Source organism: Pseudomonas sp. HTZ2, assembly GCF_033173945.1.
GTDB classification, from domain to species: Bacteria; Pseudomonadota; Gammaproteobacteria; order Pseudomonadales; family Pseudomonadaceae; genus Aquipseudomonas; species Aquipseudomonas guariconensis.
Genome location: NZ_CP137332.1, coordinates 2875747 through 2889756 on the forward strand (window position 1 = coordinate 2875747; position 14010 = coordinate 2889756).

Below are 14010 nucleotides of genomic sequence, written 5' to 3' on the forward strand. Positions count from 1 at the left end.
GCGGTAGGCACGAGCCGCCGCACAAGGAGATAGCATGATCGTTCGTCCCGTACGCAGCAGCGACTTACCCGCGCTGATCGAATTGGCACGCAGCACCGGCACCGGCCTGACCACCTTGCCGGCCAACGAAGGTCGCCTCGGACACCGTGTCGGCTGGGCCGAGAAGAGCTTCCGTGGCGAGGCCGAGCGCGCTGATACCGACTACCTGTTCGTGCTGGAGAACGACGAAGGCCTGGTGGTCGGCATCTGCGCCATCGCCGGCGCCGTGGGACTGCGCGAGCCTTGGTACAACTACCGCGTCGGCCTGACCGTCAGCGCCTCCCAGGAACTGAAGATCTATCGCGAGATCCCGACCCTGTTCCTGGCCAACGACCTGACGGGCAACTCCGAGCTGTGCTCCCTGTTCCTGCGGGGCGACTACCGCAGCGGCCTCAATGGCCGCCTGTTGTCCAAGGCGCGCATGCTGTTCATCGCCGAATTCCCAGAGCTGTTCGGCAACAAGATCATCGCCGAAATGCGTGGCATGTCCGACGAGAACGGTCGTTCGCCATTCTGGGAGAGCCTGGGGCGGCACTTCTTCAAGATGGAGTTCAGCCAGGCCGACTACCTTACCGGTGTAGGCAACAAGTCCTTCATCGCAGAACTGATGCCCAAGTTCCCGCTGTATACCTGCTTCCTGTCGGAGGCTGCGCGCAACATCATCGGTCGTGTGCACCCCGACACCGAGCCTGCGCTGGCCATGCTCAAGCGCGAAGGCTTCAGTTACCAGGGCTATGTCGACATCTTCGACGCCGGCCCGGCCATCGAATGCGAAACCTCGAAGATCCGTGCCGTGCGCGAAAGCCAGACCCTGGTGCTGGCGGTCGGGACGCCAGGCGACGATGCGACCCCTTATCTGATTCATAACCGCAAGCGCGAGGACTGCCGCATCACCGCGGCGCCGGCACGCCTGGCGGCTGGCACTTTGGTGGTCGATCCACAGACCGCCAAGCGCCTGCGCCTGGGGGCCGGCGACAGTGTGCGCGCCGTGACGCTGTCCGCTAGCCGGGAGGCCAATTAAATGACGACCCATTACATCGCCGGCCAATGGCAGGCCGGGCAGGGCCAGGCCCTGCAATCGCTCAACCCGGTGACCCAGGCCGTAGTCTGGGAGGGGCAGGGGGCCGACGAGGCGCAGGTGCAGGCAGCCGTGCAGGCCGCACGCCAGGCCTTTCCAGCCTGGGCGCAGTTGAGCCTGGATGCGCGCATCGGTGTGCTGGAAGCCTTTGCCGAAAAGCTCAAGGCCAATGGTGACGCCCTGGCCCGCTGCATCGGCGAGGAAACCGGCAAGCCTCTGTGGGAATCGGCCACCGAAGTCACCAGCATGGTCAACAAAGTGGCCATCTCGGTGCAGAGCTACCGTGAGCGTACGGGCGAGAAGAGTGGGCCACTGGCCGACGCCACTGCCGTGCTGCGACACAAACCCCACGGCGTGGTGGCGGTGTTCGGCCCTTACAACTTCCCTGGCCACCTGCCCAACGGCCACATCGTCCCGGCCTTGCTGGCGGGCAATTGCGTAGTGTTCAAACCCAGTGAGCTGACCCCCAAGGTGGCCGAGCTGACCGTCAAGTGTTGGATCGAGGCGGGGCTGCCGGCAGGCGTGCTCAACCTGGTGCAAGGCGCCCGTGAGACCGGTGTCGCGCTGGCCGCCAATCCCGGTATCGATGGTCTGTTCTTCACCGGCTCCAGCCGTACCGGCAACCTGTTGCACCAGCAGTTCGCTGGTCGTCCGGACAAGATCCTCGCCCTGGAGATGGGCGGCAACAACCCGTTGGTGGTGGACGAGGTCCAGGACCTGGACGCTGCCGTCTATACCATCATCCAGTCTGCCTTCATTTCCGCCGGCCAGCGCTGCACCTGCGCTCGCCGCCTGCTGGTGCCTCAAGGCGCCTGGGGTGACGCGCTGCTGGCGCGTCTGGTCGAAGTCAGCCGTGACATCAGTGTCGGCGCGTTCGACCAGCAACCGGCGCCGTTCATGGGGTCGGTGATTTCGCTGCAGGCCGCCCGCGCACTGCTGGATGCCCAGGCCGAGTTGCTGGGTAAAGGCGCCGTGGCGCTGCTGGAGATGACCCAGCCACAAGCCGGCGCTGCCCTGCTGACCCCCGGCATCATCGACGTCACTGCTGTGGCTGACCGCCCGGACGAAGAATTTTTCGGCCCCCTGCTGCAAGTGATCCGCTACAGCGACTTCGATGCCGCGATCGACGAGGCCAACAACACCCAGTACGGCCTGGCCGCAGGGCTGCTGTCGGACTCCCGGGCGCGCTACCAGTACTTCTGGCTGCGCAGTCGCGCCGGCATCGTCAACTGGAACAAACAACTGACCGGCGCCGCCAGCAGCGCGCCGTTCGGTGGCGTCGGGGCCAGCGGCAACCACCGCGCCAGCGCCTATTACGCGGCTGATTATTGCGCCTACCCAGTGGCTTCGCTGGAGACCGCGAGCCTCACTCTGCCGGCGACCCTGACGCCGGGCGTCACCCTATAACAACAGGTCTCGGAGCCTAGCCGATGAAATCCTACGAAGTGAATTTTGATGGCCTGGTGGGGCCTACCCACAACTATGGTGGTCTGTCCTACGGCAACGTGGCTTCGCAGAGCAACAGCCAGCAGCAGTCCAACCCGCGTGAAGCGGTGCGCCAAGGCTTGGCGAAGATGAAGGCTCTGGCCGACATGGGCTTCAAGCAAGGCGTGCTGGCCCCGCAGGAGCGTCCGGACGTCGCAGCCTTGCGTCGCCTGGGCTTCAGCGGCAGCGACGCCGAGGTGATCCGCCGCGCGGCGAAAGAGGCCATGCCTCTGCTGGTGGCAAGCTGCTCGGCCTCGAGCATGTGGGTGGCCAACGCCGCGACCGTCAGCCCCAGCGCCGACACCGCCGATGGCCGCGTGCATTTCACCGCTGCCAACCTGAACTGCAAGTACCACCGCAGTATCGAGCACCCCACCACCAGCCGTGTGCTGGGCGCCATGTTCGCGGACGAAAAGCACTTCGCCCACCACCAGGCCCTGCCGGCAGTCGCCCAATTCGGTGACGAAGGTGCGGCCAACCACACGCGCTTCTGCCGTACCTATGGCGAGCCAGGCGTTGAGTTCTTCGTCTACGGGCGCAGCGCCTTCGACAGCCGGTACCCGGCGCCGCAGAAGTACCCGGCGCGCCAGACCCTGGAAGCGTCCCAGGCTGTGGCACGGCTGCACGGGCTCGCCGATGACGGTGTGGTCTACGCTCAACAGAACCCGGCGGTGATCGATCAGGGTGTGTTCCACAACGACGTGATTTCGGTAGGCAATGGCGAAGTGCTGTTCTATCACGAGGATGCCTTCCTCGAGACCGATACGGTGCTTGGCCAGTTGCAGGCTAAACTGGCCAGCAAGGGCGGCAACTTCCAGGCGATCCGTGTGCCGCGGGCCGAGGTGACGGTGGAGGACGCGGTGCGCTCCTACCTGTTCAATAGCCAGCTGCTCAGCCGGAATGATGGCTCCATGTTGTTGGTGGTGCCGGAGGAGTGCCGTAACAACGAGCGGGTATGGTCCTACCTGGGGCAGTTGACCAGCCAGGGTGGCCCGGTGAAGGAAGTCAAGGTGTTCGACCTCAAGCAGAGCATGCAGAACGGCGGTGGCCCGGCTTGCCTGCGTCTGCGGGTCGCTTTGAAGGACAACGAACTGGCAGCGGTCAATCCAGGCGTTATCATGACCGCGCCGCTGTACGATACCTTGGTCCAGTGGGTCGACAAGCACTACCGCGATCGCCTGAGCGAAGCGGACCTGGCCGACCCGCAACTGCTGGACGAATGCCGTACGGCACTGGATGAGCTGACCCAAATCCTGAAACTGGGTTCGGTCTATCCGTTCCAACGCCAACCTTGAGAGAGAACTTGTAATGTCCGATGCCCTGCGGCTGATCCTTGAAGACAACGATGGTACCCAGCTGGAAACCTCCTGCACTCGCTTTGCTGTGGTCTGGCAGGGCAAGGAAGTCTGGATCCAGCAGGATGGCCGCGGCCAGCTGCTGATCGGCGTCGACGTGGAGGAAGGCGATACCGAATACGCCAACCTGCTGCTGCGCCCCATGGCGACCAACCTGGTCAGCCTGCAACTGGAAATGGAGCCGGCTGAAGTCGGTGACGACGATCACGTGCATGGCCCGGATTGCGGTCACCATCACTAAGGAAACGCCCTATGCTCGCCCTCGGAAAACTGCTTGACCTGACCCTGGCCGATCATGAACCGGCCGAGAAAACGCAAGTGACGGTCGAGGGCGTGCGCTTGCGCTGGCTGGGGGAGGGCGCCCTTGAGGTACGTCCGCCCGAAGGCAAGGACAATGGCCTGGACCTGCTGCTGTCGGCCGGCATCCACGGCAATGAAACCGCACCCATTGAACTGCTCGACGAGCTCCTCCACGGTGTGGCCCGTGGCGAGATCAAGCCACGGGCGCGTGTATTGTTCCTGTTCGGCAATCCCGAGGCGATCCGCAAGGGCGAGCGTTACGTCGAGCAAGACATCAACCGCCTGTTCAACGGTCGGCATGAACTCTCCAGTGGCCCCGAGGCCTTGCGCGCGGCAGAGCTGGAGCAGTTCGCCCGGGTGTTCTTCAGCCTGCCGGGGCGTACCCGCCTGCATTACGACCTGCACACGGCGATCCGGGGTTCGAAGATCGAGCAGTTCGCGCTGTATCCGTACAAGGAAGGGCGTCGCCATTCCCGTCGTGAGCTGGCTCGCCTGAACGCCGCGGGGATGGAAGCGGTGTTGCTGCAGAACAAGTCATCGATCACCTTCAGTGCTTTCACCTACGAGCAACTGGAAGCCGAGGCTTTCACGCTGGAGCTGGGCAAGGCGCGGCCGTTTGGTCATAACCAGCAAGTCAACCTGGACCGCTTGCAGGCTCGCCTGTTGCAGATCATCGAAGGCAACGAGCCTGAGCGCGAAGAGAGCCTCGATGGATTGCAGCTGTTCAGCGTCGCCCGCGAGATCATCAAGCACAGCGATAACTTCCACCTGCACCTGCCCGCTGACATCGAAAACTTCTCTGAGCTCAGCAAGGGCTACCTGCTGGCTGAAGACCTGGCTGAAATGCGCTGGGTCGTCGAGGAGGAGGGCGCGCGCATCATTTTCCCCAACCCCAAGGTCAGGAATGGGCTGCGCGCTGGCATCTTGATCGTGCCTGCGTTGGCCGGTGAGCTTGGCTGACGCGTTCGCAGACTCTCATACTTCCAGGCCTGGCGCGTCCGCGCCTTTCTTTGGCCAAGCTCATACCCAGATCCTGAACCTTGCCCCAAGGCTAAAAGCGGCCTCAGGGCAGGGGTTTTCATTGTGTCCGGCGCCGGTCTCAGCCGGCCTTGAGGTGGTCAGTCGCCCTGCGTTGGGGCTGGGAACAACATGCCGGACGCCAGGGTGTCGTATGCGTGTTGCAGCATCCGCAGGAGCGTGGTGAGCCCGTCGAGGCCTTCTGCATCGTAGGGATCATAGAGCACGACCGTGTAGTTTCCGCTCAACAGATGGGCGTACTTGTCCGGCATCGCCCTGTGCAGGTCGAAGCCGGGGCCCTGTTGGGGCGGGCCTGCATGGCATTGCATCAATACGATGTCAGGCACCGTGGCGTACTGCTTGCGCGCCGTATCCAATAGCCGGCTGAGCTGCGGATAGCCTGGCAGCAAGGCCAACTGCTCAAATACCCTTTCCTGGAACTGCGGTGTGCCGTAGAGATACAGATGGTCGATCGCCGTGACCTCGAATTGCGCCTGCGCGCCTGCGTTGCCGTCCACGCGCAGAGGAAGGGTGACGCCCTCGGTGAGATGCGCCGGGGCTTCCGTGCCCATGAACAGCAGATGAATGCGCTGCTTCGGCGAGGCTTGTTGGATGGTCAAAGGCTGGCCATCGGCTTGCAGGGTGAAGGCGCCTTCCTGGCGCAGTGTCACGTCGGTGGTGGTGAGCCAGACCAGGATTTCGTCGAGTGTGCCGGCCACAGTCCCGGCGTCGATCGCTTCGATGAGCCTGCGCTGAACATGGACATTGCTTGCCTTGTAGAGATCAAACAGCTCGTAGTTGAAATAGACCCGTGCTGCGGTGAGCTGTGACTCGGTCGGATTGTCGTAGGCGATGGCCTCGTCCATCTCGCCGATAGCGACTTCCTGAACTTTGCCGTTGCCATCGATGATCTGTGCGTTTGCTGTTTGGGTTGTCATCAGCGTGACCTCCTTTGAGTGGGGAGGGCAGGCTAAGCCGGTAGAGGGCGGACGCGTCGCTATACATGTAGGGCCGAAAGGGTGGCCCCTGTGCTAATGGGGGGACAGTCCGATTCTGGCCGCCAATCTCTGATAAAAACCTTTTCATCACCGTCTGTTCCATTTTCCATTCCCTTGGGCGGTAATGGGCTTGCCAGTGGCGAAAGGCTGCATTTAGCATCCGGCCATGTCTTTTTAATTTGCAAGCGCCTTAAAAGCCGTCGAAACGACGCTTTCTATCGCATAAACACACTGCACCTTGCTTGCAGGACCGATATAATGCGGCCCTTTGCCGTCGTTTCGTCGACGTGTTTGCCCCTTAGGGCCGCCGTTTCCGTGGAAGAACCTATGAAAAGCGCCGAAATCCGTGAAGCCTTCCTTCGCTTCTTCGAAGAGCAGGGACATACCCGAGTCGCCTCCAGTTCGCTGATCCCGAACAACGACCCGACCCTGCTGTTCACCAACGCAGGCATGAACCAGTTCAAGGACTGCTTCCTGGGTGCGGAGAAGCGCGCCTACACCCGTGCCGTGAGCAGCCAGAAGTGCGTACGCGCCGGCGGCAAGCACAACGACCTGGAAAACGTCGGTTATACCGCTCGTCACCACACGTTCTTCGAAATGCTGGGCAACTTCAGCTTCGGCGACTACTTCAAGCGCGATGCCATTACCTTCGCCTGGACCTTCCTGACCTCCGATAAGTGGCTGAACCTGCCGAAGGAAAAGCTCTGGGTCACCGTCTACGCCAGCGACGACGAAGCCTACGACATCTGGACCAAGGAAGTCGGCGTACCGGCCGAGCGCATGGTGCGCATCGGTGACAACAAGGGGGCGCCGTACGCTTCCGACAACTTCTGGACCATGGGCGACACCGGCCCATGCGGTCCATGCACCGAGATCTTCTACGATCACGGCCCGGACATCTGGGGCGGCCCACCCGGCTCGCCAGAAGAGGACGGCGACCGCTACATCGAGATCTGGAACAACGTCTTCATGCAGTTCAACCGCACCGCCGATGGCGTCCTGCACCCGCTGCCGGCCCCGTCGGTGGACACTGGGATGGGCCTGGAGCGCATCAGTGCGGTCATGCAGCACGTGCACTCGAACTACGAGATCGACCTGTTCCGCAGTCTGCTGGCCGCCGCGGCCAAGGCCATCGGTTGCAGCAACGACGATCAACCTTCGCTGAAAGTTGTCGCCGACCACATCCGTTCCTGCGGCTTCCTGATCGCCGATGGTGTACTGCCCTCCAACGAGGGCCGCGGCTATGTGCTGCGCCGCATCATCCGTCGTGCATGCCGTCACGGTAACAAGCTCGGCGCCAAGGGCAGCTTCTTCTACCAGATCGTCGCGGCCTTGGTGGCCGAAATGGGCGACGCCTTCCCTGAGCTCAAAGCCCAGCAGGTGCACATCGAGCGCGTTCTCAAGACCGAGGAAGAGCAGTTCGCCAAGACCCTGGAACAAGGCCTGCGCATCCTCGAACAGGACTTGGCCCAGCTCAAGGGTGACGTAGTGCCAGGTGACGTGGTGTTCAAACTGTACGACACCTACGGTTTCCCCATGGACCTCACTGCCGACATCGCCCGTGAGCGCGAACTGACCATCGACGAAGCCGGCTTCGAGCGCGAGATGGAGGCCCAGCGCGAGCGTGCCCGCTCCGCCAGCGCCTTCGGCATGGACTACAACAGCCTGGTGAAGGTCGATGTAGCCACTGACTTCCTCGGCTACAGCACCACCGAAGGCAAGGGCAAGGTCGTTGCCCTGTACAAGGATGGTCAGTCCGTCGAGCGACTGGGCGAAGGCGAGCAGGGCGTCGTGATCCTGGATCGCACCCCGTTCTACGCCGAGTCCGGCGGCCAGGTAGGTGACACCGGTTATCTGCAGGCCGGCGACATGCGTTTCGATGTGCGTGACACCACCAAGACCGGTGGCGCCTTCCTGCACCACGGCGTTGTCGCCAGTGGCGCGCTGAGCGTGGGTGCCGAGGTCGCGGCGCAGGTCGATGCCGACGTGCAGCACGCCACCTCGCTGAACCACTCCGCCACTCACCTGCTGCACGAAGCGCTGCGCCAAGTACTGGGCGAGCATGTCCAGCAGAAGGGTTCGTTGGTCGACAGCCAGCGCCTGCGTTTCGACTTCAGCCACTTCGAGGCGGTGAAGCCTGAACAGATCAAGGCGCTGGAAGACATCGTCAACCGCGAAGTGCGCAAGAATACTGCGGTGGAAACCGAGATCACCGACATCGAAACCGCCAAGCGCAAGGGCGCCATGGCCCTGTTCGGCGAGAAGTACGGCGATACCGTGCGCGTGCTGACCATGGGTGGCGACTTCTCGGTGGAGCTGTGCGGCGGTATCCATGCCAAGCGTACCGGTGATATCAGCCTGTTCAAGATCATCAGCGAGGGCGGCGTGGCCTCTGGCGTACGCCGTATCGAAGCGATCACCGGCGCCGCCGCGCTGGCCTACCTGAACGCTGCCGAAGAGCAGGTCAAGGAAGCCGCGCAGCTGGTCAAGGGCAATCGTGACAACCTGATCGACAAGCTGTCGGCTGTGCTCGAGCGCAACCGTCAGCTGGAAAAGCAGCTCGAGCAGCTGCAGGCCAAGGCCGCCAGCGCCGCCGGGGACGATCTCTCCAATGCGGCCGTTGAGGTCAAGGGCGCCAAGGTTCTCGCCGCTCGCCTGGATGGGCAGGACGGCAAGGCTCTGTTGGCCCTGGTCGATCAGCTGAAGAACAAGCTCGGCCACGCAGTGATCCTGCTGGGCAGCGAGCATGAGGGCAAGGTCGTGCTGGTGGCCGGCGTGACCAAGGACCTCTCCAGCCAACTCAAGGCTGGTGACCTGATGAAACAGGCCGCTGCGAAAGTCGGTGGCAAGGGCGGTGGCCGTCCGGACATGGCCCAGGGTGGTGGCGTCGACGTCGCTGCGCTGGACGATGCCCTGGCCCTGGCCGTGCCGTTCGCCGAGCAGGGGCTTTGAGATGACCGAGGCCCACTGTCTAGTAGTGGGCCTTGGCGTGATGGATTGTTTATTGGGTGCCCATCGTGGGCTGAGGCAGCTTTGAAATGGCGTTGATCGTACAGAAATTTGGCGGCACCTCTGTCGGTTCCATCGAGCGGATCGAGCAGGTTGCCGACAAGGTCAAGAAATTCCGCGACCAAGGCACCGACCTGGTGGTAGTGCTTTCGGCCATGAGCGGAGAAACCAATCGCCTGATCGACCTGGCCAAGCAGATTACCGATCATCCCGTCCCGCGTGAGCTGGATGTGATCGTATCGACTGGCGAACAGGTGACTATTGCCCTGTTGACCATGGCCCTGATCAAGCGTGGCGTGCCGGCAGTGTCCTACACCGGCAACCAGGTGCGAATCCTCACCGATAGTGCGCACAACAAGGCGCGCATCCTGCAGATCGACGACCAGAAGATTCGCGCCGACCTCAAGGCCGGTCGCGTAGTCGTGGTGGCAGGTTTCCAGGGGGTCGATGAGCACGGCAACATCACTACCCTCGGTCGTGGCGGCTCCGACACCACCGGCGTGGCCCTGGCGGCAGCGCTCAAGGCTGATGAGTGCCAGATCTACACCGATGTCGATGGTGTCTACACCACCGACCCGCGCGTGGTGCCACAGGCACAGCGCCTGGAGAAGATCACCTTCGAGGAGATGCTGGAAATGGCCAGCCTCGGCTCCAAGGTGCTGCAGATCCGCTCGGTCGAGTTCGCAGGCAAGTACAACGTTCCGCTGCGCGTGCTGCACAGCTTCAAGGAGGGTCCGGGTACCCTCATTACCATTGATGAAGAGGAATCCATGGAACAGCCGATCATTTCCGGTATCGCCTTCAACCGTGATGAAGCCAAGCTGACCATTCGCGGCGTGCCGGATACCCCCGGCGTTGCCTTCAAGATCCTCGGTCCGATCAGCGCGGCGAACATCGAAGTCGACATGATCGTGCAGAACGTCTCGCACGATAACACCACCGACTTCACCTTCACCGTGCACCGCAACGAGTACGAGAAGGCGCATAGCGTGCTGGAGAACACCGCCCGTGAAATCGGCGCCCGTGAAGTGATCGGCGACACCAACATCGCCAAGGTTTCCATCGTCGGCGTCGGCATGCGCTCCCACGCGGGTGTCGCCAGCCGCATGTTCGAAGCCCTGGCCAAGGAGAGCATCAACATCCAGATGATCTCCACCTCCGAGATCAAAGTCTCGGTCGTCATCGAAGAGAAGTATCTGGAGCTGGCTGTTCGCGCGCTGCACACCGCGTTCGAACTTGACGCTCCTGCCCGACAGGGCGAGTAAGACGCTGCCTGGAGGGGCGCGGCTTGCCGCGCCCTTCGCGTTTCTGGCTGTTGCGCAGGTACCTGTCCTGCCTCGCGCGATGGCTCACCTGGGCCTGCTGCTTTCCCGGCCTAGGCCCTGCCCATTACAGACTGTTGTCCCTGATTGAATTGCGTGAGGAGAAAGTTATGTTGATTCTGACTCGTCGGTGCGCCGAGAGCCTGATCATTGGAGACGGTGAGATCACCGTGACGGTCCTGGGTGTGAAAGGCAACCAGGTGCGCATTGGTGTGAGCGCCCCTAAAGAAGTGGCCGTTCACCGCGAAGAAATCTACCTGCGGATCAAGAAAGAGAAGGACGAAGAACCAACCCTTTAATTTTTATCGATTTTTTTTCAAAAAAGGGTTTGCAAACGGGGAAGGGTCTGGTTATTATACGCCCCGTGTTGCGGTGAGGTGGCCGAGTGGCCGAAGGCGCTCCCCTGCTAAGGGAGTATACCTCATAAGGGTATCGGGGGTTCGAATCCCCCCTTCACCGCCATTTTTCGTGTAGGGCGCTGTAATTGGCAGATCACTTAAGTCGTTGAAATTAAACGAAAAAGTGCTTGGCAAAGCGATTCAGCGAACTATAATGCACGGCAAGACACGGACTCATAGCTCAGCTGGATAGAGTACTCGGCTACGAACCGAGCGGTCGGAGGTTCGAATCCTCCTGAGTCCGCCATTTAATGGGCGGTTTTGTTAAGTCAAAGCAGTTCATTCACCAGTGGTAACCTGGTCTAAAAAATACCACCTACGGACTCATAGCTCAGCTGGATAGAGTACTCGGCTACGAACCGAGCGGTCGGAGGTTCGAATCCTCCTGAGTCCGCCATTTAATGGGCGGTTTTGTTAAGTCAAAGCAGTTCATTCACCAGTGGTAACCTGGTCTAAAAAATACCACCTACGGACTCATAGCTCAGCTGGATAGAGTACTCGGCTACGAACCGAGCGGTCGGAGGTTCGAATCCTCCTGAGTCCGCCACTTTTGAGGCGGTTTTGCCAGTCAAGGCAGCTTCAGCAACCAGTGGTAATCTGGTCTAAAAATACCACCCTACGGACTCATAGCTCAGCTGGATAGAGTACTCGGCTACGAACCGAGCGGTCGGAGGTTCGAATCCTCCTGAGTCCGCCACACACCAAGAAGCCCGCTCGATTAGAGCGGGCTTTTTGTTTTTCCGTGTCGCTGAATTGTCAGCAATGTCGAACTAAGCTCATTCCAGGTGCGATGCCCTCAAGAACAGGTGTTGCACAGGTCTGACACATTCTGTCGTATGTGCTTTTTTCTTTTTTGCCGCCGTCGCACTGTTGGTTTCGAGCGTTGTCGTAGCTTTATCGCGCAAACGATTGTTCTGGCCAAAATTTTAAGCGATCTGACAGCTGATGCAGTGTATGATTGCGCCCGTCAGCCCCGCCGGGGCTAGTGGAATACCACCATGGACTTACCCAGTAGTTACTCGATAACACGATTTACCAAGCTAGATCTGACCGATTGATTCTCCCGGCGTGCTCCGCTGCTGGGAGTGGAGTTCGCCTATGACCGAAGTAGAAGTAAAGAAAGCCCAAGAGAGCCTGCAGGATCGCCTGGCCCAGGTGATCGAACTGTTGCAGCGCCAGCGGGTGGTCGAGGACCTGACGCACCGTCAGGAAGGTCACCACCACGATCTGGTGGAAAACCTTGTCCACCGTCAGAACCTGGTCGAGCTGCAGCGCAAGCTCGACGACCTGCACCCCGCCGACATCGCCTATATTCTTGAAGCTCTTCCGCTGGAAGACCGTCTGACGGTATGGCAGTTGGTGCGCTCCGAGCGTGACGGCGACATCTTGCTCGAAGTCTCCGACGCCGTACGCCAGACCTTGATCGCCGACATGGACGATCACGAGTTGCTCGCGGCCGCCAAGGAGATGGATGCGGACGAACTGGCCGACTTGGCGCCGGAATTGCCGCGAGATGTTGTCCATGAGCTAATGGAAAGCCTCGATGCGCAGCAGCGTGAGCGCGTACGCTCGGCCCTGAGCTACGACGAGGAGCAGGTCGGTGCGCTGATGGACTTCGAGATGGTGACCATCCGCGAAGACGTCAGCCTGGAAGTGGTGTTGCGTTACTTGCGCCGGCTCAAGGAGCTGCCTGGCCATACCGACAAACTGTTCGTGGTCGACTACGACGGCATCCTCAAAGGCGTGCTGCCGATCAAGCGTCTGCTGGTCAACGACCCGGAAAAGAAAGTCGCGGAGGTCATGGCCAATGACCCGGTGACCTTCCATCCCGAGGAAGATGCCTATGATGCCGCCCAGGCCTTCGAACGATACGATTTGATTTCCGCGCCAGTCGTGGACAAAAGTGACCGTTTGATCGGTCGTCTGACCATCGATGAAATGGTCGACCTCATCCGCGAGGAGAGTGAGAGCGAAGTGCTCAACATGGCGGGTCTGCGCGAAGAAGAAGACATCTTCGCTTCGGTCTGGCGTTCGCTGCGTAACCGCTGGGCATGGCTGGCCATTAACCTGATCACCGCCTTCGTGGCTTCGCGGGTCATTGGCCTGTTCGAAGGCTCCATCGAGAAGCTGGTCGCCCTGGCCGCCTTGATGCCGATCGTTGCGGGTATTGGTGGCAACTCTGGTAACCAGACGATCACAATGATCGTACGTGCCATGGCACTGGACCAAGTCTCGCCGGGTAATACCGGTCGTCTGATGCGCAAGGAGCTGGCGGTTTCGCTGCTCAATGGCCTGATCTGGGGTGGGGTGATAGGTGCAGTGGCCTTCTGGCTTTATGGCAGTTGGTCGCTGGGGCTGGTGATGACCGGCGCGATGACGCTGAACCTGTTGCTGGCTGCGTTGATGGGGGTACTCATTCCGATGACCCTGACCCGTCTGGGGCGCGACCCAGCGATGGGGTCGAGTGTCATGATCACTGCCGTGACCGACAGTGGTGGTTTCTTCATCTTTTTAGGGTTGGCCACCTTGTTCCTGCTCTAAGCATCCGGACCAGATCTGCAATAAAAAAGCCAGCATTGAGCTGGCTTTTTTATGGGTGGTGCAAAACTCAGGAAGCGTCTGCAGCCATTTCCACATCGTGAGCGATGAGGGCGACCAGCGCGTTCTGCTGGCGGTGGGAGAGTTGGCGGAAGCGCTGCAGCAGCTCGCGCTCATGCAGGCTCAGCTCGGGACTGTCCAGGCGCATGCTCAGCTCGTCGCCCAGCGCACCTTCCTGGATAAGGCTTTGTTCCAGGCGTGCGATGATCTCGGAGTTCATGCTGCGGTGGTGGTTGCGCGCTACCTCGGCAATGCGCTCACGCATTCCGTCTGGCAGGCGGACGACGAACTTGTCAGCGGTGCGGCTTGAATAGATAGCCTGTTTCATTGGGCGCATATACATTGACCGGTTTTTCTGGTTCAGGGGAAGCGGTTCTCAAATTGGCCGCACGGTGGTGGCTACGACCGTGG

General features: G+C 61.0%; 11 protein-coding genes and 5 tRNA genes. 14 read left to right on the top strand and 2 right to left on the bottom strand.

The features are described 5' to 3' along the window. The first annotated feature begins 34 nt into the window (after window positions 1-34). Genes astA through astE form a run of 5 tightly spaced genes read left to right on the top strand, consistent with a single transcriptional unit; the run spans window position 35 to window position 5217 of the window. Entirely contained in the window at window positions 35-1060 is a 1026-nt protein-coding gene (gene astA / locus R6G97_RS13320; RefSeq protein WP_043209403.1) for an arginine N-succinyltransferase, read from the top strand. Further along, on the top strand, window positions 1061-2524 hold the full coding sequence (gene astD, locus R6G97_RS13325) for a succinylglutamate-semialdehyde dehydrogenase (protein ID WP_289717030.1): 1464 nt from the start codon (window positions 1061-1063) through the stop codon (window positions 2522-2524). It begins immediately after the preceding gene. 23 nt (window positions 2525-2547) lie between these two features. Beyond that, window positions 2548-3897, top strand: a complete 1350-nt coding sequence (gene astB, locus R6G97_RS13330; RefSeq protein WP_317847085.1) for an N-succinylarginine dihydrolase — start codon at window positions 2548-2550, stop codon at window positions 3895-3897. 13 nt (window positions 3898-3910) lie between these two features. Continuing rightward, entirely contained in the window at window positions 3911-4198 is a 288-nt protein-coding gene (locus R6G97_RS13335; protein WP_043209409.1) for a hypothetical protein, read from the top strand. 11 nt (window positions 4199-4209) lie between these two features. Next, window positions 4210-5217, top strand: coding sequence for a succinylglutamate desuccinylase (gene astE, locus R6G97_RS13340; RefSeq protein ID WP_102081344.1), 1008 nt, complete (start codon window positions 4210-4212; stop codon window positions 5215-5217). Between the two features lie 158 nt (window positions 5218-5375). On the opposite strand, the gene R6G97_RS13345 is transcribed toward astE, so the two are convergent. Next, window positions 5376-6212: a hypothetical protein gene (locus R6G97_RS13345; RefSeq protein ID WP_102081343.1), complete on the bottom strand. Its 837-nt coding sequence runs from the start codon at window positions 6210-6212 to the stop codon at window positions 5376-5378. 387 nt (window positions 6213-6599) lie between these two features. Here R6G97_RS13345 and alaS point away from each other — a divergent pair, with 387 nt between their 5' ends. The 9 genes from alaS (at window position 6600) to mgtE (ending at window position 13542) form a co-directional block, all read left to right on the top strand. After that, window positions 6600-9224 (top strand): alanine--tRNA ligase, encoded by a 2625-nt coding sequence (alaS, locus tag R6G97_RS13350; RefSeq protein WP_289717031.1) that lies wholly within the window; start codon window positions 6600-6602, stop codon window positions 9222-9224. Window positions 9225-9310: 86 nt separating this feature from the next. Then, the gene (locus R6G97_RS13355; RefSeq protein WP_043209416.1) at window positions 9311-10546 is read left to right on the top strand and encodes an aspartate kinase; all 1236 of its coding nucleotides are present in this window, start codon (window positions 9311-9313) and stop codon (window positions 10544-10546) included. Between the two features lie 167 nt (window positions 10547-10713). Continuing rightward, window positions 10714-10902: a carbon storage regulator CsrA gene (gene csrA / locus R6G97_RS13360; protein ID WP_043209419.1), complete on the top strand. Its 189-nt coding sequence runs from the start codon at window positions 10714-10716 to the stop codon at window positions 10900-10902. A 72-nt stretch (window positions 10903-10974) separates the two neighbouring features. Then, window positions 10975-11065, top strand: a tRNA-Ser gene (locus tag R6G97_RS13365). Between the two features lie 106 nt (window positions 11066-11171). After that, a tRNA-Arg gene (locus tag R6G97_RS13370) sits at window positions 11172-11248 on the top strand. A 73-nt stretch (window positions 11249-11321) separates the two neighbouring features. Further along, window positions 11322-11398 (top strand) — tRNA-Arg (locus R6G97_RS13375). Window positions 11399-11471: 73 nt separating this feature from the next. After that, window positions 11472-11548, top strand: a tRNA-Arg gene (locus R6G97_RS13380). Between the two features lie 73 nt (window positions 11549-11621). Beyond that, window positions 11622-11698, top strand: a tRNA-Arg gene (locus R6G97_RS13385). Window positions 11699-12099: 401 nt separating this feature from the next. Next, the gene (gene mgtE / locus R6G97_RS13390) at window positions 12100-13542 is read left to right on the top strand and encodes a magnesium transporter (RefSeq protein WP_043210979.1); all 1443 of its coding nucleotides are present in this window, start codon (window positions 12100-12102) and stop codon (window positions 13540-13542) included. Window positions 13543-13609: 67 nt separating this feature from the next. Here the strand turns inward: mgtE and R6G97_RS13395 are convergent, their stop codons facing one another. Further along, window positions 13610-13936, bottom strand: coding sequence for an Arc family DNA-binding protein (locus R6G97_RS13395; RefSeq protein ID WP_003254499.1), 327 nt, complete (start codon window positions 13934-13936; stop codon window positions 13610-13612). Between the last annotated feature and the right edge of the window lie 74 nt (window positions 13937-14010).